Consider the following 23,085-nt stretch of genomic DNA (forward strand, 5'->3'; position numbering starts at 1 on the left):
TTTTTGTTTGTGAATTAATTGAGAACACGCCATGCGAAATCCCAACGAAATCGTTGCTGATGCCCTTACCGCGATTCGGTCCTGCTCCGACTTGCCTGCACTGGAGCAGGTCAAGGCGGTCTATCTGGGCAAGAGTGGCCAGCTGACGGAACTGCTGAAAAGCCTGGGTGCGATGCCTGCGGATGAGCGCAAAACGGCGGGCGCGCGCATCAATGAGGCCAAGCAGGCTGTGGAAGCGGCCCTCAAGGCCTGTCGAGACGACCTCCAGCAGGCCGAACTGGACCGCCAGCTGGCAGCCGAAACCCTGGACGTGAGTTTGCCGGGGCGTGGGCTGTCGCATGGCGGGCTGCACCCGGTTTCACGCACCCTGACGCGGATTCAGGCGCTGTTCCGCTCGATCGGTTTCGAAGTGGCGACCGGCCCGGAGATCGAAACGGATTTCTACAATTTCACTGCATTGAACATTCCGGAAGACCATCCGGCGCGCGCCATGCACGATACCTTTTATCTGCAGACCGAGGGCTTGCTGCGTACCCATACCTCGCCGGTCCAGGTGCGCTACATGCAGACGAACCAGCCGCCGTTGCGCATCATCGCGCCGGGTCGGGTATATCGCTGCGATTCCGATGTCACGCATACGCCGATGTTCCATCAGGTCGAAGGGCTGTGGGTGGACGAGTCGGTTTCGTTCGCCGACCTCAAAGGCGTGCTGGCCGACTTCATGCGCAACTTTTTCGAGCGCGATGATTTGCCGGTGCGTTTCCGTCCTTCGTTTTTCCCGTTCACCGAACCCTCTGCTGAAATGGATATCGGTTGCGTGATGTGCGGCGGCGACGGTTGCCGGGTGTGTTCGCATACCGGTTGGCTGGAAGTACTGGGCTGCGGCATGGTGCACCCCAATGTGTTCAGGCACGTTGAAATCGATACCGAACGCTTCGTCGGCTTCGCCTTTGGCCTCGGAGTCGAGCGTCTGGCCATGCTGCGCTATGGCGTCGATGACTTGCGGTTGTTCTTCGAGAACGACCTTAGATTTCTCAAGAAATTCAATTAACTAGAGCGCATTCATCATGCAATTTCCTGAATCCTGGTTGCGCAATCTCGTTAATCCCGCGCTCGACACCGCTCAACTGGCTCACGCCGTGACAATGGCCGGACTGGAAGTGGAGGCGCTGGCCCCGGTTGCGCCGCCGTTCAGCAATGTGCTGGTGGCCGAAATCCTGTCGGCTGAAAAACACCCCGACGCCGACCGCCTGCGCGTCTGTCAGGTCGATGTAGGCGAAGCCCATCCGGTCACCATCGTGTGCGGCGCACCCAACGCTGCAGCTGGTCTCAAAGTGCCGTGCGCGCGCCCGGGTGCCAAGCTGCCCGGCATCGAAATCAAGGTGGCCAAGGTACGCGGTGTCGAATCCTTCGGCATGCTCTGCTCAACCAGAGAACTTGGACTGGAAGGCGCGGCTGAGGGCTTGATGGTGCTGGCGGCAGACGCGCCGGTGGGCGCGGATTTCCGCAGCTGGCTCAACCTGGACGACACGCTGATTACCCTGAAACTGACACCCAACCGCGCGGATTGCCTGTCGATGCAAGGGTTGGCGCGCGAGGTCGGCGCGATTACGGGCGCGCCGACGCGCTTGCCGCAGATAAGCGATGCGCCCGTGCAGATCCAGGACAGCCTGCCAGTGCAGGTGGTGGCCAGCGAAGCCTGCCCGCTTTATCTGGGGCGCGTGGTGCGCGGCATCAATGCCCAGGCGCCCACACCGCTGTGGATGGCTGAGCGGCTGGAGCGCAGCGGGATCCGTCCCTTGCTGGCGCCGGTTGATATCACCAATTACGTGCTGCTCGAGCTGGGGCAGCCGATGCACGCCTTTTCCCTGCCGCGCCTCGATGGTGGCATCGAGGTGCGGCTGGCACGTACGGGCGAAAAGCTGGCATTGCTCAACGGCCAGACGGCTGAATTAGCCCCCGACATGCTGGTGATCGCCGATGCCAGTGGGCCGGTCGCGCTGGCCGGCATCATGGGTGGGCTGCCGACCAGTGTGGAAGCCGAAACGACCGATGTGTTCCTCGAGGCGGCCTTCTTTGCGCCCGCGGCGATTGCCGGGCGCGCGCGGCGTTTGGGCCTGTCCACGGATTCATCGCATCGCTTCGAGCGTGGCGTGGATTTTGGCGCGAGCCGTCAGGCGATGGAGCGCGCAACCGAATTGCTGCTCGATATCTGCGGCGGGCAGGCGGGGCCGATCACCGAGGCGCTGGCTGCATTGCCGTCGCGCGCGCCGATTACCCTGCGCCTGGCTCGCCTGAAGCGCGTGGTGGGAATCGAGATGGATGCGGATCAGGTCGAGCGCGGCCTACTCGCGCTGGGCGCGCAGGTTGAGCGGCAGGCGGACCAGTTTGTCGTGACGCCGCCGAGCTTTCGCTTCGACCTGACGATCGAGGAAGACCTGATCGAAGAGGCGGTGCGCCTGTACGGCTACGACAACATTCCCGCCCAGCCGCCGGCCGCGCCCTCGCGCATGCTGCCGCAGGATGAAACCGTGCTGGCTGACGATGTCATCCGGCAGAAAATGGTCGATCTCGATTATCAGGAAGTCATTACCTACAGTTTTGTCGATCCGGCCTGGGAGAGCGCGCTGGATGCCGACGCGCGTCCGCTTGTGCTGGCCAACCCCATCGCCAGCCAGTTGTCGGCGATGCGCACCACCTTGTGGGGCGGCATGCTCGAAACCCTGCGCCACAATCTCAACCGCCAGCAGGAGCGTGTGCGCATTTTCGAAATGGGGCGCGTGTACGCGTCGCTGGCTGAGCAGCCGATGAAGCTGGGCGGTCTGGCCTATGGCGACGTGCAGCCCGAGCAGTGGGGGGCGGCCGCGCGGCGAACCGATTTCTTCGATATCAAGGGCGATCTGGAGCGCCTGTTTGGCCATGCGCTGGATACGCGGCGCGGCACCCATCCGGCCCTGCATCCCGGGCAGTCGGCCGAGCTGTGGATCGATGGCAAGGCTGTGGGCTGGCTGGGGACGCTGCATCCGCGTCTGGTGCAAACCTTTGACCTGCCGGGCGCGCCTGTCCTGTTCGAGATCGACAGCGCGGTGCTCGCGCGACGCAGTGTGCCGCGCCACGCCAGCCTGTCGCGTTTCCCCCTGGTCAGGCGCGATCTGGCCTTTGTTCTGGACGTGAATACGCCAGCCGGAGTCTTGCTATCAGCCCTGCGCGAGGCGGCGTTGCCCCAGGTGCAGTCGATCGAGGTGTTTGACGATTACCGTGGGAAAGGCGTGCCAGAAAACCAAAAAAGCCTTGCTATCCGGGTAGTTATGCAAGATACTCAACGCACATTGACGGATCAGGAAGTGGACGACGCAGTGCAGAAACTGGTCGATACCGCGCTCAATCAGTGCAATGCCAGTTTGCGTACTTGATGCGCATTTTTGAAGCCTGTTCATCGCCAATTATCAACACGTATGACCACCCTCACCAAAGCTGATCTGGCCGAATTGCTGTTCGAAAAAGTGGGTTTGAACAAGCGCGAGGCGAAAGACGTCGTCGAGTCTTTTTTCGATGAAATACGCCAGTCGCTCGAAAAGGGCGACATCGTCAAATTGTCTGGTTTTGGCAATTTTCAATGCCGGGAAAAACCGCAGCGGCCAGGACGCAACCCCAAAACGGGTGAAGAAATGCCGATCTCTGCGCGTCGGGTGGTGACGTTCCACGCCAGCCAGAAACTCAAATCCCAGGTGGAAGGCGCCCAAGTTGGAACGCCCATCCCGGAGTGAACTCCCGCCGATTCCGGCCAAACGGTATTTCACCATTGGTGAAATGTCGGAGCTATGCGCAGTCAAAGCCCACGTGCTGCGCTATTGGGAACAGGAATTCACCCAGCTGAGCCCGGTCAAGCGACGCGGTAACCGTCGTTATTACCAGCACCACGAAGTCTTGCTGATCCGCCGCATCCGTGAACTGCTGTACGAAGAAGGTTTCACCATCAGCGGTGCGCGGCAGCGCCTTGAGCATGAGGCGGGGCTGGGCCCCGAATCAGCGCCTGCGGCGGCCAAACCGGCCCTGGACGTTGCAGGACTGCGTGCCGAAATTTCAGCGATTCTGAAAATATTGGACTGATTGGCTTCCGTCAGGGGGCGCTTGTCTGGTAGAATCTCGGGCTTCGTCGGGGCGTAGCGCAGCCTGGTAGCGCACTTGACTGGGGGTCAAGTGGTCGGAGGTTCAAATCCTCTCGTCCCGACCACAAATATAAGAAAGGGCCGGCTCAGACCGGCCCTTTTTCTTTAAAGTGTTCTTTAAGGTGTCGCGTGTTGTCACACCTTGGATGTAACGTTGGGTCGTCACAGTTTGTAGCCGTTTGTTCAATATCAGGAGAGAGTTATGGAACACACCTTGCCCGCACTGCCCTTTGCCATGGATGCGCTCGCACCGCACATGTCCAAGGAAACCTTCGAATACCACTACGCCAAGCACCATCAGGCCTACGTCACCAACCTCAACAACCTGATCAAGGGAACCGACTTCGAGAGCAAGTCGCTTGAGGACATCATCAAGAGCGCGCCTGCCGGCGGCGTCTACAACAATTCCGCCCAGGTGTGGAACCACACCTTCTTCTGGAACTGCCTGACGCCCAACGGCGGCGGCGCACCCAGCGGCGCGCTGGCGGATGCCATCAACGCCAAGTGGGGCAGCTTCGATGCGTTCAAGACCGCGTTCCAGACCAGCGCCGTCGGCAACTTCGGTTCCGGCTGGACCTGGCTGGTGAAAAAGGCCGACGGTTCGGTCGACATCGTCAACATGGGCGCCGCCGGCACCCCGCTGACCACCGGCGACAAGGCCCTGCTGTGCGTCGACGTGTGGGAGCACGCCTACTACATCGACTATCGCAATATGCGTCCCAAGTTCGTTGAGACCTTCCTCAACAATCTGGTGAACTGGAAGTTTGCGGAAGCGAATTTCGCCTGAGTCTTGGCCAGACCGTGAAATCGAAACCGGGGCATTCAGCCCCGGTTTTTATTTGTGCGCTCATTCCGCGTCGGCAAGCCGCAGGATGTCCAGATAGCCTCCGCGTACCATGGCCAGCGCTTCCTGCAGGAATGCGTCGTCTTCATCGACCACCGAATCACCTGCCGTTTGTGCATCCAGCCGACGCAGCATCTGTACCCAGCGTACGCGCTGATTGGCTACCATTTTCGGTGCGGTCAGCCCGTTGCGGCGCAGTTCAGTCGCGCGGCTGACGAGGCGGAATTTCGCGGCGTCCAGTTGCGGCGGCAAGGGCAGTGACAGATCGAAGCTGATGTCCAGCCGGTAAGCCGGGTCAAGTGGCGCAGTGTTTGCAGGTGGCGGCCGCCATGCCAGCTCGTCGGGGCCAGGTGGAACGGGGCGTTGCGGATCGAGTGGAAATTTGTAGAACCCCCATTTCGCACCCATCCAGCATTCGAGCAGGACCCGGTCGTTTTCAGCAATGCAGAGTTCGCCCGTGGGCTGATCCACGGCGTCGTTGCCCGGCAGCGGTCCATAAGCGCGCGGGTCGAGTTTCCAGCGCGGGTAATCGCGATGGGGCGGGGCGCCGTAGTCGGTTTCGAGTGCGTGCCACAGGGCGATGAACTGGCGGTAATCGGCTTGATAAGCGGGGTTGCGGCGCAGGAATTCCCAGGCCCACTGGTCACGCGTCAGCTTCGTGTAGTGAACATCATCGTCCATGTCAGATCGGCAGGAACAGCGTGCCGGCGGCGTTGACCACGCCAAAGCGGATCGCGCGGTTGCTCTTGTCTTCGATGACTTTGGCCAGCGTGTCCTGGATGCCGATGAGCTTGCCGAATTCGCGCTCTATGCTGAGATCGCTCGAGCTTTTTTTGCCGGGCGTGTCGGATACGAGCAGCAGCAAGCCGTCTTGATCGCGGCGCGTGGTGGCAAGCTCCCACGCGACATATTCGGTGTTGCGCGCTGCGTTGTAAAACTTCTGCGCGTCCAGTTCGGAGAGCAGATAGAACTCGGTTTGGTGATTGTAGGCAGCCATGTTCATGATCAGCAGCCCGTTCATCATCGCCATCACCCGGTCGCCGGAAAAATCCCAGCGGCTCGCCTGGGTCAGCAAGTCCTTCCAGTCCAGGTCTTTATGCGGAGACAGGTGCCAGTAGGGCAGGGCTTTGAACGGTGCGGCGGTGGCTGCGTCGGCGCTGGCGTAACCGGATTTTTTCCATTCGTCCGGATTGCAGCGATAGAGCTTGACCGTGAGCGCCTTGAGACTGGCGATAGCTTCCTGCTGGTGGATTTCGACCACGCTGTCGACATCGCTCTTGGCCAGATCCTTGATGCTGAAACTGCGTACGCTGCTACTGCCGTCCTTGCGCTGAATGGTGTGCCCGCTGCAGGCAATCAGGGGAAGGGTTATCAGGCAGGCGAAGGCGGTCCGTTTCACGAAGAGCAGCTTACCTCAATCTTTCGTGCCCAGTCAGGCGGCTCGGCAGCATAGGCGGCGTTTTCTGGTTGCTCGTCGAACGGGCGGGCCAGCAACCGGTGCAGCCGGTTGATTTCGCTGTAGTCGCGTTCGTCCGCCGCACGGCGGATGGCCACTTCAGCCAGATGGTTGCGCAGGATGTATTTGGGATTGACCGCGCGCATCCCCTGGCCGCGCGCGGTGTCGTCCGAACCCTGTTGGCGTAGCGCGGCTGCATAGCGCAGCGCCCAGGCGTCGAAGCCGGCGCGGTCGAGGAACAGGTCGCGCAGCGGCGCGTTGCTGGCCGCTGTCGCGCTGTCGAAATCGCCCAGGCGGCGCATGAAGATCGTGTAATCGACGTGGTTCTGCGCCAGCAGTTGTAGTGCATCCATCAAGAGCGGTACCGTCTCGCCGCTGGCGGGCAGGCCGAACTTTGCGGCCATGCGCGCGACATAGGCCTGGCCGAATTGCTGCGGATAGTCGGCAATTGCAGCGGAGGCGGTTTCCACCGATAGCAGCGGCACCAGCGTTTGCGCCAGCTTGGTGATATTCCACGCCGCCACGTCCGGCTGCTGGTCGAAGGCGTAACGGCCGCCGGTGTCGGAATGGTTGCAGATGTAGCCGGGGTCGAACGCGTCGAGAAAACCGAACGGGCCGTAGTCCAGCGTGAGGCCGAGGATCGACATGTTGTCGGTGTTCATCACCCCGTGCGAAAAGCCCACCGCCTGCCATTGCGCCATCAGTTCGGCGGTACGACGCGCGACCTCGCGCAGCAGTTCGGCATAGGGTTCGGCGCGCGTCGCCAGCTCCGGGTAGTAGCGCGCGATGACGTAGTCGGCGAGATGCCTGATCGGCTCGATCTGGTTGCGGTAATAAAACACCTCGAACGAGCCGAAGCGCACGAAGCTCGGTGCCAGACGCGTCACCAGCGCCGCGGTTTCCTCGTCCTCGCGATAGACCGGGCGGTCGCTGCCGACGATGCACAGCGCGCGGGTGGTGGGAATGCCGAGCGCATGCATCGCTTCCGAGCAAAGGAATTCGCGGATGCTCGAACGCAGCACCGCGCGGCCGTCGCCACCGCGCGAATAGGGCGTGCGCCCGGCACCCTTTAGCTGCAGTTCCCAGCCCTCGCCCGCTGCGTTTTTCACCTCGCCCAGCAGGATCGCCCGGCCGTCGCCCAGCTGCGGCACAAAATGACCGAACTGGTGGCCGGCATACAGCGCGGCCAGCGCATCCATCCCGGGCAGCAGCTGGTTGCCTGCCAGCGTCTGGATCGTCTCGGGGCGCGTTATTTCGCTGGCATCCAGATCGAGCAGCGCCAGCGCTTCCGGGCTGTAGCAAACCAGATAGGGATCGGGAACCGGGGTCGGGCAGACGCGCGAAAAATACGCTTCGGGCAGACGGGCAAAGCCGTTGTCGAAAGTGAGCGATTCAAATTTTGCCATGCTTCGATTTTAAGGCTTTGTAAGGTTTGAACGACCCGGCCGACAACAGGCTTATTCAGGAGAACAACATGATCACTAGCGTCAAAACCTGCGCCACGCGTGGCCTCACTATTCTTGACAATCTGGGCGGCTGGCTGGGAATGCTCGGCCTGCGGCTGCTGCTGGCCTACGAGTTCTGGCAGTCCGGGGTGGAAAAGTTTCGCGGCGACAACTGGTTCGGCGATATCCAGTCGCAATTCCCGTTTCCGTTCAGCATGGTGCCGGTGGATGCCAGCTGGTTCCTGTCGACCTGGACCGAACTGATCGGCCCCGTCATGCTGGTTCTGGGGCTGGGCACGCGTTTCTGGGCATTTTCTCTGCTGATCCTGGATGTCGTCGCCTGGCAGGCCGTCCATGCGGGCAACGGCTACAACGTCTGCGACAACGGCTTCAAGCTGCCCTTGATGTATCTGACGATGCTGATTCCACTGGTCTTGTCTGGCCCGGGAAAGCTGTCGATCGACCATAGTCTGCGCCAGCTTTATGGTCGCTGATTTTCAGGCAACAACCAATAAAACAGGATAGAAGCATCTTGTTTTGTGATGTATATTGGCAGAAGCTAATTTTGCCTGCAGACCTGTTTGGGTTTTAGGCGAACCGGCTGGAGACGCAGCACCGAGTGCTGTGAGATTGATCGATACCACTTGAAAAGGAAATCAGTAATGAACGAAGCCATGAAAACTTCACGCCGACAATTCCTGAAGGTCGGCGGTGCCGCACTCGCCATGATTCCCGTGTTGGCCGTATCCGGGAAGGCGATGGCCGCCACCAACGCCGCAATGCGCACCTCGATGAAATACCAGGACAAACCCCTTGGCGACAAGAGCTGTGCAACTTGCATGCAGTTCGTCCCGGGCAAAACGGCAAAAGATCTCGGCGGCTGCAAGATTTTTGCCGGCGACACCGAGATTTCCCCCAAAGGCTATTGTGTCGCCTGGGTCGCCAAGCCGAAATAATCGGGTTCAAGTCTCTGGTAGCAAAACCGAACCCGGCCATGTGCCGGGTTTTTTGTGCGCTGCCGGATCAGGCCTGCTGCCGGAAGAACAAATAAAAGGGGGCTAGCCTAAGCTAACCCCTTGTATTTTGATGCGCCGGAAGGGTTTCGAACTCCTGACCCCTTGGTTCGTAGGATGGGAATTCGATAATTAACTGTATTTAATCAATGTCTGGCACCACCCGAAACATTGATACGAAGCCCCACGAAGCCATAGTTAATGAGGGGCGTGCTTTCATGTGGTTACGTTTTGGCTACGTTTGTAAGAGATATGATTACCCGGAACAAGGGGTTATTTGAGTCCCACGGTCGGAAACAATTATGGATATGTCTCTTATTCAAGGCATTATTTCCTCACATATGAAAGATTTATCTCCAGACTCTTCGCCTGAGGCAAAAATTCAGTTCCTCGACGAAGATGAGCGCGTAAAGAAAAAACAAGACTTTGAGAGCCGCGCAGAATTCTTTCGCAGAGAATTTATCCCCACAATTCAGCCGAGAGCCGAGAGCGGGGGGCGGCCTAACAAACAAGATCTAGTTGGCATAGTGGATGCGCAAATAGTAAGTGACTATTGCAGAAAGTTGGGCGGTCTTGCAGAGGAAGCATCAAGATATGACTGGACGCACGACGAGCCGAAGATAACTGCTGAGTTTCATCGGCTAAGAATCGAAGGCAGTTTACGTCTGGCTAAGGCCCGCCTACCAAGCTTGGTATTTATTAGCTCAACCATTTCTGGGGAGGTCGACTTCACAAAGGCCCGCTTTCTCGGCCAAGTAGTAGCCTCATATACAGACTTCCTAGATGACGTGTATTTCAATCACGCGGTGATTTCTGGTGTGGCGCTACTGACGGATACGAAATTTTCCGGGAATGCGTATTTTAGTAGTACTGAATTTTCCAGCTATGCTGATTTCCCCAACTCCATTTTTATGGGTGATGCTTATTTCACAGATGCAGCATTCACCTTGGGCTCCAATTTCACAAGCTCCCAATTTCATAATAGAGGAATGTTCCATAGGTCAATCCTCTCTGGCTTGAGTTTTCTAGATGAAGCCACCTTCAATGGGTTTGCTGATTTCGAGGAAGCAAAATTTTTAGGTGTGACAACGTTTAGAAAGGTGAGCTTTCTAAAAGGAGCCACCTTTCAGGGGGCGGTTTTCTCAGACAACGTTGATTTCAGCGACTCAAAATTCCCAGATTTAGCCAACTTCGAGGGCGCAGTTTTTACGCGCCAAGCCAGGTTCCTCGATTGTCAGTTCAAAAAACAGACCATTTTCTCCCGGTCACGGTTCGCACTTTGCCCGCGGTTTCATGAAGCGGTTTTGCACCAAGACACTTCCTTTACTGGGGCTAGGTTTGATTCAATGGCCCTTACAAAAAGGGTTCAACAAATGCTTGCCTCGCTTCCACTTGTTGGGCGCGTACTCCAAAAATTCCAACAAACTTTTTCGGCGGGGGACACCAGAGTCAACTGGGGGGGTGAGGCACGGGCATATCGTACGTTGAAGCTCTTAATGTCAAAGCATCAGGCTCAACATGAGGCGTCGCGATTTTTTGCTGGTGAGATGCGTTGTAGGCGGCGGGAGTTCGGGTTAAAACAGCCGGTCCATTATTTTGTCTCACAGTTGTACGACTTTTTTTCAGAGTTTGGACAATCGGCTGGGCGTGTCTTGTTTTGGATGCTTTTAATCAATGCGATATTTACCTTTGGCTACCTTATTCAAGAGCAGCAAGACACCACTGCGGGGCAGCCTAGGTTTGCAATTGTTGAGCAACAGGGTGGAAGTAAAGCGACAGCCCAGCTTCCTCGTTGGGACAGAGAACACACTTGGCTGGCGTTGTCCATGCAGAGTTTTAACCCCGTGGCCTTCCTGTCCCCCAAGAACACCTGGGTACAAATATACGATGGGGCGGTATTTACGCAGGGCGTGAGTCAGTCACTTATGAATCTGGTCCTACTCATTTTGTTGGCAATCAGCTTGCGAGGTCAGTTTCGTCGTGGATCTGGGGGAGGGGACTAGCTGCCAACAAGGCGGGCGCCGTGCCAATCTTGTAATCTTGCCTTAGCGGTGTTGAATATCGCTCCATGTTCCATATAGTGCAGGCATGGCTCCGAAATCCTTACTTCAGCAGAATCCACACTTGCGCAATGAGCAGGACTATCAGCGCGCTTTGCGCACTAACGTGCTTTCCTCAATGGCGATCGAAGGCGTGAAAAAAGCAGCGGAACGTGCGCTGCCTCCTGCAGTTGCCAAGCAGCCAGCTAAAGCCCGTTGATTGCTCGCCTGAACCACTCGCCTGAAAATCTCCCGCATCGGTTCTTGGTTTCTAGCCATTCCGGTCCGCACTGCAGCAAAGTAGGTCTCGCGCTGCTTGCCCTTGATTACACCAAAATTGAGCAGCGGCAATCCCGCCTGCAACACCATGAGCGTGGACAGCAAAACGTGACAAGCGTCCGTTGCTGATTAGCAAGTGGATAGGGAGGCAACGGCACAAAGCCGAAAAGAAAAGGGGCTAGCCTAAGCTAACCCCTTGTATTTTGGTGCGCCGGAAGAGATTCGAACTCCTGACCCCTTGGTTCGTAGCCAAGTACTCTATCCAGCTGAGCTACCGGCGCATTTGAGGTTGCGCATTATACGCAGATTTCGCGTGAGTGACACAACTCGTTGGTTTGGCGGAGACGGAGGGATTCGAACCCTCGATGCAGGTTTAAGCCCGCATGCTCCCTTAGCAGGGGAGTACCTTCAACCTCTCGGCCACGTCTCCGAACCGCCGCGCATTGTAGCGGAATGCGCGGGACAAAGCCACCTCAAGCGGTGGCTTTGTCGAGTTCGAAGGCCTGATGCAGGGCGCGCACGGCGAGTTCCATGTACTTGTCTTCCACCACTACCGAGATCTTGATTTCCGAGGTGGAGATCATCTGCAGGTTGATGTTTTCTTTCGACAGGGTTTCGAACATCTTGCGTGCGACGCCGACGTGCGAACGCATGCCGACGCCGACGATGGAGACCTTGGCGATCTTGTCGTCGCCGCTGATTTCACGTGCGCCGATGGCGGTCGCGGTGGCCTTGACGATGTCCATGGCCTTGGCAAAGTCGTTGCGATGGACGGTGAAGGTGAAGTCGGTGGTGTTGGCGTGACCGACGTTCTGCACAATCATGTCGACGTCGATGTTGGCGTCGGCGACCGGGCCGAGGATCTGGTAGGCGATGCCGGGGTGGTCGGGCACGCCGACGACGGTGATTTTGGCTTCGTCGCGGTTGAAGGCGATGCCGGAGATGACGGGTTGTTCCATGCTGGCGTTTTCCTCGAAGGTGATGAGCGTGCCGTCGCCTTCGTCCTGAAAGCTGGACAGCACACGCAGTTTGACCTTGTATTTGCCGGCGAATTCGACCGAGCGGATTTGCAGCACCTTGGAGCCGAGGCTGGCCATTTCGAGCATTTCCTCGAAGGTGATGGTCTTGAGCCGGCGTGCCTCGGGCACGATCCGCGGGTCGGTGGTGTAGACGCCGTCGACGTCGGTGTAGATCTGACATTCGTCGGCCTTGAGCGCCGCGGCCAGTGCCACGCCGGTGGTGTCGGAGCCGCCGCGCCCAAGGGTGGTGATGTTGCCGTTTTCGTCGACGCCCTGAAAACCGGCGACCACGATCACGTGACCCGAATCCAGATCGCTGCGCATTCTGGATTCGTCGATCGACAGGATGCGCGCTTTGGTGAAGGCATCATCGGTCAGGATACGCACCTGAGCGCCGGTATAACTCTTGGCTTTGAGCCCCAGGTCTTTGAGCGCCATGGCGAGCAGGGCAATGGTGACCTGTTCGCCGGTGGACACCATCATGTCCAGTTCGCGTGGGTCGGGCGTGGCCTGGATTTGCTTGGCCAGTCCGATCAGGCGGTTGGTTTCGCCCGACATGGCGGACAGTACGACGACCACCTGATGCCCGAGCATTTTGAATTTGGCGACGCGCTCAGCGACTGCGCGGATGCGTTCGACGTTGGCGACCGAGGTGCCGCCATATTTTTGTACGATGAGTGCCATGATGTGTTGTCAGAAGTTAAGCGCAGGATTTTAAAGGATTGTTGCCAAAATTACCGCTCAAACAGTGCAATCGATTCGACGTGTGTGGTGTGCGGGAACATGTTGGCGACGCCGGCGGCGGCAAGCCGGTAGCCTTTGACGTGGCACAACACCTCGGCGTCGCGCGCCAGGGTGGCGGGGTCGCATGAGACGTAGACGATGCGATGCGGCGCGCCGCGCTGTTTCGATTCAGAACATTCGGGCAGGGACTTGACCACTTCGATCGCGCCGGAACGCGGCGGGTCGATCAGCAGTTTGTCGAAATGTCCCAGCGCAGCGAATTTTTCAGGCGTCATTTCAAACAGGTTGTCGACCGCGAAACGGGCGTTCGGCAAGCGGTTGTGCAAGGCATTCTCGCGCGCCCGCGCGACCAGTTCTGGGCTGCCCTCGATGCCGATCACCTCTGCACCGCTGGAGGCGATGGGCAGGGTGAAATTCCCCAGTCCACAGAACAAGTCGGCAATGCGTTCGCCCGTCCGGGGCTGCAGCAGGCGCATGGCACGACTGACCAGTGCGCGGTTGATGGCGGTGTTGACCTGGGTGAAATCGGTGGGCCTGAACGGCATGCTGAGGCCGAATTCGGGCAGGCTGTAGTTAAGTTCGGGCGCCGTCTCGGGCCAGAACGGGCGGACCGTTTCGGGGCCTTTGCTCTGCTCCCACACCTGCACGCCATGCTGCTCGGCGAAGGCGCGCACCTTGGCGGCGTCGTCGTCGTTCCAGGGCGCGAGCAGGCGGAACACCAGCACGGTGATGTGCTCGCCCACCGCGATTTCGATTTGCGGGATGCGGTCGGCGTTGGAGAACTGCACGGTCAGCTCGCGCAGCGGTTGCAGCAGCGCCGATACATCGGGGGTGAGGATTTCGCAGCTCGTCATGTCGACGATATAGCTGGAGCGTTTTTCGCGGAAGCCGACCAGCACGCCGCCTTTTTTATCAACCAGACGCGCCGACAGCCGGGCGCGGGAACGGTAGTTCCAGGACGGGCCGTGCAACGCAGGCAGGATGATTTCGGGTTGGACTTTGCCGATGTGGGCGAGATTGTCTTCCAAAATGCGCTGCTTGGAAGCGACCTGTGCGCTGGGCTCCAGATGCTGCATCGAGCAGCCGCCGCAGCGGCCAAAGTGCGTGCAGCGAGGCGTGGTGCGCTGCGCGCTCGCTTTCAGGATGGCCACGGCATTGGCCGAGTTGTATTTGGCGTGCTGGCGGAAGACGTTGATTTCGACCTGTTCGCCAGGCAAGGCGCCATCGACGAAGGTGACTTTGCCGTCGATGCGCGCAATGCCGTGACCTTCGTGGTCGAGCGAGAGGATGTCGACGATCACGTTGCCGGATTTTGTGCTCATGCCCAGGCCGCCAGAAATGCCTGCCAGTGCGGGGCGCTGTGCTGGGTGAGCGTGCTGCGGGCGAGTTCGATTTCAGCCGTGTAAGCCGCGTCGGACAGCGTGCCGCGCATTTTCTGGAAGCGCAGGTAGACGAGCCAGGTATTCATCGCGTCGGTTTCGCAGTAGTTGCGGATCGCGTTGATTTCACCGCGCTGAAACGCGCCCAGCACCTGCGAACCGTCCATTCCCAGCTTGCCGGGAAAGCCGCACAGCTTGGCCATGTCGTCGAGCGGTGCGTTGGCGCGCGGCTGGTACATCGCCAGCACGTCCATCAGGTCGAGATGGCGGGTGTGATAGCGGCCGAGGTAGCTGTTCCACTTGAAGTCCTTGTCATCGTCGCCCCAGTCCCAGTAGCGCGCCGCGGCAATGCCATGAATCAGCGCGCGGTAATGCAGCACCGGCAGGTCGAAGCCGCTGCCGTTCCATGACACGAGCTGGGGGGTGTGGTGTTCGATGCAGTCGTAAAACTGCTGGATCAGTTCGGCTTCGCTGCTGTCCGGATCGCCGAGCGACCAGGCCTTGAGTGTGCTTCCGCTGCGCAGCGTGCAGGAAATGGCGACGATGCGGTGCAGGTGATGCGGCATGAAGTCGCTGCCGGTTTTCTGGCGGCGGGCGAGCAAGGCCATTTCGGTGAGCTCGGCGTGCGGCAGGCTGCCAATGTCGATGCCGTTGACTGCGGCGAACCCGGTGAGGTCGGGGATGGTTTCAATGTCGAAAACCAGGGTGGGGTGCATGAGGCGGGCGCGCGAGCAAAAACCGCCATTTTACGTTACCCGGCCGCCGGATTCTGCGTTCGAATGGATTGCCGGATTATCTGGAGTTATTGCAAGGCGGCGTCGAGCGCCGACGCGGCAATCAGGGCATCGAGGTAGGCCACGGAAATCTGGTGCAGCGGGACGTCCAGCTGCTGGGCATAGGCGGCCAGGGTGTCGACGTCGTTGTTTTCGCAGGCGTGCGCGAGTCGCAGCAGCGCGCCTTCAGCCGAGTCGTGCACGCCGAGCGCACGCGCGCAGCTGGCGGACAGGCCGAGTTTGCGGGCGAGGCTTTCCTGCGGAATGGCCAGGGCCAGGCTGGCGGTCGAAAGCAGTCCGATTTCGAAGGCTTCGGCCGCATTTTCGGCGGAGGCGCTGAGGCGGGTGATCTTGCCGAGGAACAGGGCACGGGTGAGCGCGGTGATCGCGTAATGACGGCTGGCTTCGGTGGGGTGGATCCCGGTCAGCGCGAGCAAAGCGGCCACGCGGCTGGCGCGTTGCGGCCCCAGCATGATGAGGGCGTGCGCGGCCGATTCGGCGGGCCGGCTCATGCCGCCCACCTGCGAGTGGGCGATGGCGAGCAGGCGCGGCGCCATTTCCGGATTCAGCCGCAGGAACTGGATCAGGGTGTCGAGCGAACTGCGCAGCGCAATGCCCAGCAGGTCGAGTTGCAGCGCCAGTTCACGTGAGCTGTCTGCAGGCTGGGTGTCGCCGGAAAAGAAGCTGCCCTTGAACCACGCGTGGTCGGGCCAGTTGGCCTGGGTGTGGGCATGGCGCACGCCATCCACAACCGGGCGGGCGGAAACGCTGGGCGGCGTGTCGTTGGCATCGCAGGCGAGATAGCGCCAGACGGATTCACTCTCTTTTACAACGGGATTGGCGCGATTGAGCGCGGGGCAGAAGGTCAACCCGGCATCCTGCAGGGCGAGCGCACGCGCCAGATGCTGCTCATTGTCGATGTTGATGCGCCAGACCAGCTGGCGGTGATTGAGTTGCTGCGGGATGTCGCTGAACAGCACGCCCGGGCTGATCTGCACCAGCAGCGGCAGGGTGCCGGTCAGGTTGCCCTGGGTGAGGGAGTACAAGCCCGTCAGCAGCATGTCCTCGTCCATCTGCAGTAGTTCGGGCGGGGCATCGGCTGCTGCGGTGCGCCCACGCAGAACCAGTTGATGCGCAACCAGATTGGAGGCCGAGTCGAACAGGGGATCGAACGACAGAAAACGCACACGCAAGACTTCTTCCCGCACCGGTTCGCTGTCGTCGATGCCCAGCATTTGCGTGACGACGACAGGCTGTTCGGATTCGCGGGTATTGATGCCGCCACCGACGATACGGGGGGGGAGGGGGTCGTCAGTCGTCATGTCGGGCATGCAAGTGTTGAGTATCTTCATTCTAGCGCGGTGAACCCTTTTGCGCCTGCATCGGTCAAGATACGTCATTGCTATCGGGAGGGAGAACCGGATGAGGACAACACACTGCATGGGCATGGTGGTCGCGGGCTTGATGGCGGCCGCGCCAGCCAGCTGGGCTGCACCGCATGATGAAACCGTGAGCACGCTAGCCGATCAGCAAGCGGTGGCGGTGACGATCTACAACGACAATCTGGCACTGGTGAAAGACGCGCGGCGGGTCAGGCTGGATCGCGAACTCAACCGCCTGGCCTGGCGTGAAGTGTCGGCGCAGATACGGCCGGAAACGGCGCAGCTGCGCAACATGTCGAACCCGGCCGGGTTTCGCCTGCAGGAACAGAATTTCGACTTCGATCTGCTGACGCCGCAGAAGCTGCTGGATAAATATGTCGGGCTTGAGGTCATGGTCGTCAAGACGAATCCCGCCAGCGGTCTGGAAACCCGGGAAACCGCCACGGTGCTGTCGACCAATAACGGGGTAGTGCTCAAATTCGCTGACCGCATCGAAACCGGGGTGCCGGGACGACTGGTTTTCCCGAGCGTGCCCGAGACCCTGCGCGACAAGCCGACCTTGGTGATTACCCTGCTCAACCCGACAGCCGGCGTGCAGAACCTGGAGCTGTCCTATCTGACCGGCGGCCTGTCGTGGCGCGCGGATTACGTGGCCGAGCTGAACGCCGATGACAGCCAGCTCGACCTGAACGGCTGGGTGACGCTGAATAACCAGAGCGGTGCCGCCTACCCCAACGCCAAACTGCAGCTGGTGGCGGGCGATCTCAACCGGGTGCAGGAGGAGCAGCCTGCACCGCGCGCGATGATGGCAATGGCGGCCAAGGTCGACAATGCGGCCGAAATGCAGCAGGAATCGCTGTTCGAGTACCACCTCTATAGTTTGCAGCGGCCGACGACCCTGGCGGAAAACCAGACCAAGCAGGTGGCGTTGATGGCGGCGTCGCGGGTGCCGGTCAAGAAAGAGTTCCTGCTGCAGGGTGCGGAGTATTACTACTCGGGGCAGGTCGGCGAGATTGGCCGCAAGCTGAAGGTCGGCGTGTTCGTCGATTTCCAGAACAAGGGCGAGGGGCTCGGCATACCGTTGCCCAAGGGCGTCATCCGCGTCTACAAGAAGGACAGCCAGGGCAATGCACTGTTCGTCGGCGAAGACCGCATCGACCACACGCCGAAAAACGAAACCGTGCGGCTCAAGCTGGGCGATGCCTTCGACGTGACTGCCGACAAGAAGCAGACCGCATTCCAGAAACTCGCAGGCAGCGGCCGCTACAACTATCTGTTCGAGTCGGCCTACGAAATCGTGCTGAAAAATGCCAAGCCGGAAGCAGTGACGGTGACCGTGCGCGAGCCGATGCCGGGCGACTGGGTGATGGTGAACGAATCGCATCCCCACGCCAAAGCGGCATCCGGCACCGCCGAGTGGAAAGTGGCGGTGCCGGCCGAGGGGCAGACGACGCTGACCTACCGGGTACGCGTCAGGTACTGATTCAGCAGAAATCGGGCCCCGTATCGCTTGCCTGCCGAATCAGGCTCTATGTACTGAGTCCGCGCCGGCGGCGGATGTCGGCGATCAGCCCCTGGGTCGAGCCGTCGTGCTCGCCGACCGCGCGCACCGAACTGAGTGCGGCGCGAATCGGAGGGGCGAGCTGCTTGCCCAGCTCGACGCCCCACTGGTCGAAGCTGTTGATCTGCCACACCACGCCCTGCACGAAGATCTTGTGCTCATACAGCGCCAGCAGCATGCCCAGCGTGTGCGGGTCGAGTTTTTGGTAGAGCAGGGTGTTGCTTGGGCGATTGCCCGGGAACACCTTGTGCGGCGCCAGCGCCCGGGCGGCTTCGCGGCTCATGCCCTGGGAAATCAGTTCGGCTTCGATCACGCCGCGGGGCTTGCCCTTGAGCAGCGCCTCGGATTGCGCCATGCAGTTGGCCAGCAGCCATTCGTGCTGGTCTGCCAGCGGGGTCTGGTTGACCGCAGCCATCAGGAAATCGGTGGGAATCAGGCGGGTGCCCTGATGAATCAGTTCGAAAAACGCGTGCTGGCCGTTGGTGCCGGGGGCGCCCCAGACGATCGGGCCGGTGTTGTAGTTCACCATGTGGTTGGCGCGGTTGACGTTCTTGCCGTTGGATTCCATGTCCAGTTGCTGCAGGAACGGCACCAGCAAACGCAGCCGCTGGTCGTAGGGGAAGATGCCGTGGGTGTCGGTGCCCCAGAAGTTGGCGTACCAGATGCCGAGCATGCCGAGGATGACCGGCATGTTGGCTTCCAGCGGCGCTTCCTTGAAATGGACGTCCATCGCATGGGCACCGGCCAGCAGCGCCTGGAAATTGCCCCAGCCGATCTGCAGCGCGATCGACAGCCCAATCGCCGACCACAGCGAATAGCGACCGCCCACCCAGTCCCAGAAGATGAACATGTTGTCCGGGTCGATACCGAAGGCCTCGACCGCTTCGGTGTTGGTCGACAGGGCGACAAAGTGGCGGGCGACTGCAGCCGGCGCACGCAGCGCAGCCAGCAGCCAGGCCTTGGCCGAATTGGCGTTGGCCAGGGTTTCCAATGTGGTGAAGGTTTTGGAGGCGACGATGAACAGCGTGGTCTCTGGGTCCAGATGCTTGAGCGTGGTGGCCAGATGCGCGGGATCGAGATTGGATACGAAATGCACGCGCACGCTCTCCAGTGCGTGATGGTCGAGCGCAGCGCAGACCATGGCCGGGCCGAGATCCGATCCGCCGATGCCGATATTGACCACGTCGCGGATCGGTTTGCCGCTGTGGCCGCGCCAGCTGCCGTTGTGGATGGATTCGACAAAGTGCTGCATGCGTTTCAGCACCAGCGCGACTTCGTGCTCGACATCCACCCCTTCCACCATCAGCCGCGGGCGTGTCGGCGCGCGCAGCGCCACATGCAGCACCGCGCGCCGCTCGGTGAAGTTGATGCGCTCGCCGCTGAACATGGCGTTGCGCGTCGACTCCAGGTCGGATTCGCGGGCCAGTTGCATCAGGTGGGCCATGGTTTCGGCAGTGATGCGGTTCTTCGAATAATCAAGCAGCAGGTTGCCGCAGCGCAGCGAGAGCTGATCGAAGCGATGCGCGTCCTCGCGGAATGCCGTGCGCATGTCGAACGTGCGCATTGTCTTGAAGTGCTGTTCTAGAACTTTCCAGGCAGGGAGTTGTTTGAGCGGCGTCATGATCAGGCAGTGTGCTGTGAGAGCTTCAAAGGTATCATAAGCGCGCTGTGCGGGTGGCGGTCCGGCCGTGCGCAGCGCCCTTTTAGACGGTTCAGGATGAGACAGCATGGTTACCGTAGCACGTCATAAACTCGTATTCATCACCTATTCCATTTTGGACCAGCGCGGCATGGTCGTCGAACAGCACGATCTCCCAGTGGGGTATGTGCAGGGTGCGAACAGCGGCATTCTGCCCGCCATCGAAGCGGCCGTGGCGGGCCGCAAGATCGGCGAGCGGATTGAAATCACCCTGCCACCAGAGGACGGATACGGCGTGCGCGACGAAAGCCTGGTGTTTGTGGACACACTTGAAAACGTGCCGCCGGAATTTCACCGGGTGGGGGCGGAAGTCCTGTTCGAGAACGCGTCGGGTGAAACCAAGGTGTTTTATGTGACGGCGATCGAGAACGGTCAGCTCACCCTGGACGGCAATCCTTCCCTGGCCGGCCAGACCGTGACCTGTCTGGTGAACGTGGTGGATATCCGCGACGCGACACCCGAGGAAATCCACAACGGGCGACCGCTCGACGTCAAAACCGGGACCGTTCATTGAGATCTGACCTGCATTTGACACAGGCGTAAAAAAACCGGGGAATCCCCGGTTTTTTATGCGCGTCCTGCTTACTTGGCAGGGCAGGCCTTGTCGCCGGCAATTTTGCCCGGCAGTTTCAGGAAGGTTTCGAACGGACCCATCACGGTCATCGCTTCCACTTTGGGACCGACGAACTTGAGGCGGCCGAACATCATCGCCTTCATCGGGCCGTATTCGCCTGCACCCATTTCAGTCCACTTTTCGGTGGTGGCGTGCATCGTATAGTCGAACGCGTATTCCATTTTGGCAGCCTTGGGTGCGCCGCCGTATTCGCAAATCGCCTTGCCATCCTTGGGCACGATCTTCATTTCGGTCTGGGTCGCTTCGCCGCATTCGGTGCGGTAGATGCGAATGGTCTTGAAGCCGCGGCCGCCGTCATTCTTGATCCATTTGTCGCCCAGACCCGTGGTCAGGGTGGCGTCCTTGTTCCAGGTCTCGCATGCCTGAGTGGTGTATTCGTCAGACCACATAGGGGTAGCAGCATGGGTTGCGGTAGAGAAAACGGCTGCGGCCGCCAGGGCGATTGATGCGTATTTCATGGGACTCCTCCATTTAAGTATTTGGTTACAGCTTGGTAGATTTGCGAAGGCGCGTGACGCTTCGACACAGGAAGGTAACGATGCCGTGTTGGCTTGTCAATGCAATCGTCATTTTTTCAGCAGCCCGGAAACGACTTTTTCTTATGGGCAAAACAGCCCTGTTTATGGGTTCGCCAACCTTGTTTATGGTTCCGCCAAGAGGCTCTGCTCGACCAGTTGAATGCGCTGGGCGAGGCGCGCGGATGCGGCTGCATCGCCTTGTGACGCGGCCCGCGTTTGCTGCAGTTTGAGGTAAGTCAGAAGCGGCTGTCGCCAGCCCTGGGTGGACGCTGTTTCAGTCGCCAGGCCCAGGGTGCTGGCGTCGGCTTCCTGGCGCATGACGAGCAGGCTGGCGTCGAGCAGGCGGGCCAGCGGGTCGTCAATGCCGGACAGCAGGGCGGGACGAGCGCTTGCCGACGCGCTGACCAGTTCCCGATGCTGCTGCGGCAACAAGCTGCTGTCGAGCGTATCCCAGCGCAAGGTCAGAAACCGGTAATAGGATTCTTGCGTGGCATCGGGTTCGGCTCCGGCCAGCCGGGCATAGTCGGCGCAGGCGTCGTCGATCAGCATGGCGCGGCGGGTAGCGCAGCGCACCAGCCACAGCTGCGCGGTGTCGGCGATGCGTCCGGCGCCGCCGGTGGCCTGGATGGCCTGCTGGAAATAGCGCTCGGCGAGGACGTTTTCGCCGCGCAGCGCATGCTTCTGATACCGCTCGATAAAGTCTGCTGCATCGGATTTCCAGTCGGGAGGCGGGGGTCCGCCACTGCCGCAGGCGGTGAGCAGAACCATGCAGGCGAAAGCAAAAACAGATTTCATGGCAGCTTGACCTCGGGCTCGCGCGCGAATGGCCAGACGTTGTTGATCTTCTCGACCAGTGCGTTGGCTTTGCGCACGGCGTCGTCGATCTCGGCGCGCAGGGCGGCGAGATCCTGGGTGCCGGCCTTGACGTCGGCGGAGATGGCAACTGCGTTGCTCATCAGCGCGTCGGCCTTTTTCAGGCTGGACTGCGCGTCGTCGAGCATGAGCCGGACCTGGGCCAGCGAATCTCGGGTACTGGCGGCGACGCCGTCGGGTGCGAACAGCCACTGGTCGGCCTTGCCCGCCATGCTGTCCATTTTCAGTGCCAGGCTGTCGAGCTTACCGATGAGCGCACGGGTCTGCTCGAGTGAGTCGGTCACGCTGCGGGCTTTTTCCGGGCTGCCGAGCACGCCTTCGAGCATGCCGTATTCGCCCGTCATGCGTCCGGTCACGGTCTGGATGTTGGCGAGGCTGGCGTTGACTTCGCCGTCCTTGCGCGTGATGTGTTCGACGTTGGCGAGAATCGCATTGACGCGAGCGATCAGCAGCGGGATGTCCTTGCTGATGTCGGGCGTCAGCAGCAGCATGGTGGAATTCTCGGGCAGCGGCTCGCCGCCGAGATTGCCGGAATCCACGCTGATCTTCGGGCTGCCGAGCAGGGGTTTGTCCAGGGTGTAGATGCTGTCCTGCTTGAGCCATTTGGCCTGGGATTCCGGCAGTTCAAGCTGGATGACGATACCGCCGCCGTCGTTCAGCCCCAGTGAAGTGACGTTGCCGATCTGGATGCCGGAAAAGACCAGCGGCATGCCGGGCGCGACGCCATCGGCACTGGCGGCGGCGAGTTGCAGCCGGTAGGTGTGTTCGAAATAGCCGCGTGCATACATCAGATACAGCAGAAATGCCGTCCCCAGCAACAGGGTGGCCAGCGCAAACAGTCCTACCTTGAAATGCAGTGTTTTCATTCTGAATAAAGAGGCTGGTTCCAGCTGAAATCGTAAATTTCCCAGGTGCCCGGGGTGTCGGTCTGCGCCGCCAGCTGGCGGATGAAACCCGGATAGGGCACATCGTAAAGCGTCGCGCCGGGGCGGTCGATCACCAGTCGGGGACGCTTGAGCATAAGTGCGCGCGCCAGCTGGGTCACGAATCGCTGCGCGGGCGTCAGGTCGGGGTCGCGCAGCGAAGCGATCCCGGCATGCCCCAGTTGGGCCAGCAGCGCGTGCGCCTGACGGGCGGCTTCGTCCGCGCTGTAATGCCGCTGATACAGCGGAATCAGCGCGATGTTGTCGAGCGCGGACAGGTTCGCGCGCAGCGGCAGGTCGAAGGCGACCCGCGCCACGTCGTCGCCGAGTTCGGC

Annotated in this window: 23 protein-coding genes and 3 tRNA genes; 11 read left to right on the forward strand and 15 right to left on the reverse strand. The window is 60.3% G+C overall.

From position 1 onward, the window contains the following. Nucleotides 1-31 precede the first annotated feature (31 nt). The 6 genes from pheS to IV098_RS08465 all read left to right on the forward strand — a co-directional run bounded on the left by pheS (nucleotide 32) and on the right by IV098_RS08465 (nucleotide 4,956). Entirely contained in the window at nucleotides 32-1,051 is a 1,020-nt protein-coding gene (pheS, locus tag IV098_RS08440; protein WP_296888048.1) for a phenylalanine--tRNA ligase subunit alpha, read from the forward strand. 16 nt (nucleotides 1,052-1,067) lie between these two features. After that, a complete protein-coding gene (gene pheT / locus IV098_RS08445; protein ID WP_296888050.1) occupies nucleotides 1,068-3,413 on the forward strand; it encodes a phenylalanine--tRNA ligase subunit beta in 2,346 nt (781 codons plus the stop codon). Nucleotides 3,414-3,455: 42 nt separating this feature from the next. Then, nucleotides 3,456-3,767 carry an integration host factor subunit alpha gene (locus tag IV098_RS08450; RefSeq protein WP_296888153.1) on the forward strand — a complete coding sequence of 104 codons (312 nt, stop codon included), beginning with the start codon at nucleotides 3,456-3,458 and terminating at the stop codon, nucleotides 3,765-3,767. Next, entirely contained in the window at nucleotides 3,745-4,110 is a 366-nt protein-coding gene (locus IV098_RS08455; protein ID WP_296888052.1) for a MerR family transcriptional regulator, read from the forward strand. Before IV098_RS08450 ends, IV098_RS08455 begins: the two co-directional genes overlap by 23 nt. Nucleotides 4,111-4,157: 47 nt before the next feature. After that, nucleotides 4,158-4,234, forward strand: a tRNA-Pro gene (locus IV098_RS08460). A gap of 137 nt (nucleotides 4,235-4,371) precedes the next feature. Then, nucleotides 4,372-4,956, forward strand: a complete 585-nt coding sequence (locus IV098_RS08465; RefSeq protein ID WP_296888054.1) for a Fe-Mn family superoxide dismutase — start codon at nucleotides 4,372-4,374, stop codon at nucleotides 4,954-4,956. 60 nt (nucleotides 4,957-5,016) lie between these two features. Here IV098_RS08465 and IV098_RS08470 read toward each other — a convergent pair whose 3' ends face one another. From IV098_RS08470 to IV098_RS08480, 3 genes are read right to left on the reverse strand one after another with little or no spacing between them, the layout of a single operon-like run. After that, nucleotides 5,017-5,694, reverse strand: a complete 678-nt coding sequence (locus tag IV098_RS08470; RefSeq protein WP_296888056.1) for a DUF6499 domain-containing protein — start codon at nucleotides 5,692-5,694, stop codon at nucleotides 5,017-5,019. 1 nt (nucleotide 5,695) lies between these two features. After that, nucleotides 5,696-6,412, reverse strand: a complete 717-nt coding sequence (locus tag IV098_RS08475) for a hypothetical protein (RefSeq protein WP_296888058.1) — start codon at nucleotides 6,410-6,412, stop codon at nucleotides 5,696-5,698. Continuing rightward, nucleotides 6,409-7,875 carry a YdiU family protein gene (locus tag IV098_RS08480; protein WP_296888060.1) on the reverse strand — a complete coding sequence of 489 codons (1,467 nt, stop codon included), beginning with the start codon at nucleotides 7,873-7,875 and terminating at the stop codon, nucleotides 6,409-6,411. The genes IV098_RS08475 and IV098_RS08480 overlap by 4 nt, the downstream gene beginning before the upstream one ends. 68 nt (nucleotides 7,876-7,943) lie before the next feature. Here IV098_RS08480 and IV098_RS08485 point away from each other — a divergent pair, with 68 nt between their 5' ends. The 3 genes from IV098_RS08485 to IV098_RS08495 all read left to right on the forward strand — a co-directional run bounded on the left by IV098_RS08485 (nucleotide 7,944) and on the right by IV098_RS08495 (nucleotide 10,930). Next, a complete protein-coding gene (locus IV098_RS08485; protein WP_296888062.1) occupies nucleotides 7,944-8,408 on the forward strand; it encodes a DoxX family protein in 465 nt (154 codons plus the stop codon). Between the two features lie 168 nt (nucleotides 8,409-8,576). Then, complete coding sequence (locus IV098_RS08490) at nucleotides 8,577-8,870, forward strand: high-potential iron-sulfur protein (protein WP_296888064.1); 294 nt, start codon at nucleotides 8,577-8,579, stop codon at nucleotides 8,868-8,870. A gap of 359 nt (nucleotides 8,871-9,229) precedes the next feature. After that, a complete protein-coding gene (locus tag IV098_RS08495) occupies nucleotides 9,230-10,930 on the forward strand; it encodes a pentapeptide repeat-containing protein (protein ID WP_296888066.1) in 1,701 nt (566 codons plus the stop codon). Nucleotides 10,931-11,071: 141 nt separating this feature from the next. Here IV098_RS08495 and IV098_RS08500 read toward each other — a convergent pair whose 3' ends face one another. The 7 genes from IV098_RS08500 to IV098_RS08530 form a co-directional block, all read right to left on the reverse strand. Continuing rightward, nucleotides 11,072-11,350, reverse strand: a complete 279-nt coding sequence (locus IV098_RS08500; RefSeq protein WP_296888068.1) for a hypothetical protein — start codon at nucleotides 11,348-11,350, stop codon at nucleotides 11,072-11,074. 99 nt (nucleotides 11,351-11,449) lie between these two features. Beyond that, nucleotides 11,450-11,526 (reverse strand) — tRNA-Arg (locus IV098_RS08505). A gap of 55 nt (nucleotides 11,527-11,581) precedes the next feature. Continuing rightward, nucleotides 11,582-11,675: transfer RNA gene (locus tag IV098_RS08510), tRNA-Ser, on the reverse strand. Between the two features lie 43 nt (nucleotides 11,676-11,718). Beyond that, nucleotides 11,719-12,948 carry an aspartate kinase gene (locus IV098_RS08515; RefSeq protein WP_296888069.1) on the reverse strand — a complete coding sequence of 410 codons (1,230 nt, stop codon included), beginning with the start codon at nucleotides 12,946-12,948 and terminating at the stop codon, nucleotides 11,719-11,721. 50 nt (nucleotides 12,949-12,998) lie between these two features. Continuing rightward, complete coding sequence (gene rlmD, locus IV098_RS08520; protein WP_296888071.1) at nucleotides 12,999-14,330, reverse strand: 23S rRNA (uracil(1939)-C(5))-methyltransferase RlmD; 1,332 nt, start codon at nucleotides 14,328-14,330, stop codon at nucleotides 12,999-13,001. After that, complete coding sequence (locus IV098_RS08525; protein ID WP_296888072.1) at nucleotides 14,327-15,103, reverse strand: 3'-5' exonuclease; 777 nt, start codon at nucleotides 15,101-15,103, stop codon at nucleotides 14,327-14,329. Before IV098_RS08525 ends, rlmD begins: the two co-directional genes overlap by 4 nt. Nucleotides 15,104-15,189: 86 nt before the next feature. Further along, nucleotides 15,190-16,482 carry a signal transduction protein gene (locus IV098_RS08530; RefSeq protein WP_296888074.1) on the reverse strand — a complete coding sequence of 431 codons (1,293 nt, stop codon included), beginning with the start codon at nucleotides 16,480-16,482 and terminating at the stop codon, nucleotides 15,190-15,192. Between the two features lie 124 nt (nucleotides 16,483-16,606). On the opposite strand from IV098_RS08530, the gene IV098_RS08535 reads away from it, so the two are divergent. Next, nucleotides 16,607-18,025, forward strand: coding sequence for a DUF4139 domain-containing protein (locus tag IV098_RS08535; RefSeq protein WP_296888154.1), 1,419 nt, complete (start codon nucleotides 16,607-16,609; stop codon nucleotides 18,023-18,025). A 46-nt stretch (nucleotides 18,026-18,071) separates the two neighbouring features. Here IV098_RS08535 and pgi read toward each other — a convergent pair whose 3' ends face one another. Further along, nucleotides 18,072-19,724, reverse strand: a complete 1,653-nt coding sequence (gene pgi, locus IV098_RS08540) for a glucose-6-phosphate isomerase (protein ID WP_296888076.1) — start codon at nucleotides 19,722-19,724, stop codon at nucleotides 18,072-18,074. A 106-nt stretch (nucleotides 19,725-19,830) separates the two neighbouring features. On the opposite strand from pgi, the gene IV098_RS08545 reads away from it, so the two are divergent. Beyond that, nucleotides 19,831-20,316: a peptidylprolyl isomerase gene (locus tag IV098_RS08545; RefSeq protein ID WP_296888078.1), complete on the forward strand. Its 486-nt coding sequence runs from the start codon at nucleotides 19,831-19,833 to the stop codon at nucleotides 20,314-20,316. A gap of 68 nt (nucleotides 20,317-20,384) precedes the next feature. Here the strand turns inward: IV098_RS08545 and IV098_RS08550 are convergent, their stop codons facing one another. From IV098_RS08550 to IV098_RS08565, 4 genes are all read right to left on the reverse strand, one after another. Further along, the gene (locus tag IV098_RS08550; protein ID WP_296888080.1) at nucleotides 20,385-20,894 is read right to left on the reverse strand and encodes an SCP2 sterol-binding domain-containing protein; all 510 of its coding nucleotides are present in this window, start codon (nucleotides 20,892-20,894) and stop codon (nucleotides 20,385-20,387) included. Between the two features lie 183 nt (nucleotides 20,895-21,077). Further along, complete coding sequence (locus IV098_RS08555) at nucleotides 21,078-21,749, reverse strand: hypothetical protein (RefSeq protein WP_296888082.1); 672 nt, start codon at nucleotides 21,747-21,749, stop codon at nucleotides 21,078-21,080. Beyond that, nucleotides 21,746-22,693, reverse strand: coding sequence for an MlaD family protein (locus IV098_RS08560; protein ID WP_296888084.1), 948 nt, complete (start codon nucleotides 22,691-22,693; stop codon nucleotides 21,746-21,748). Before IV098_RS08560 ends, IV098_RS08555 begins: the two co-directional genes overlap by 4 nt. Next, nucleotides 22,690-23,067, reverse strand: a complete 378-nt coding sequence (locus tag IV098_RS08565; protein WP_296888086.1) for a hypothetical protein — start codon at nucleotides 23,065-23,067, stop codon at nucleotides 22,690-22,692. Before IV098_RS08565 ends, IV098_RS08560 begins: the two co-directional genes overlap by 4 nt. Between the last annotated feature and the right edge of the window lie 18 nt (nucleotides 23,068-23,085).

Origin of the sequence: Thiobacillus sp., from assembly GCF_018780105.1 — a bacterium.
Lineage (GTDB): Bacteria > Pseudomonadota > Gammaproteobacteria > Burkholderiales > Thiobacillaceae > Thiobacillus.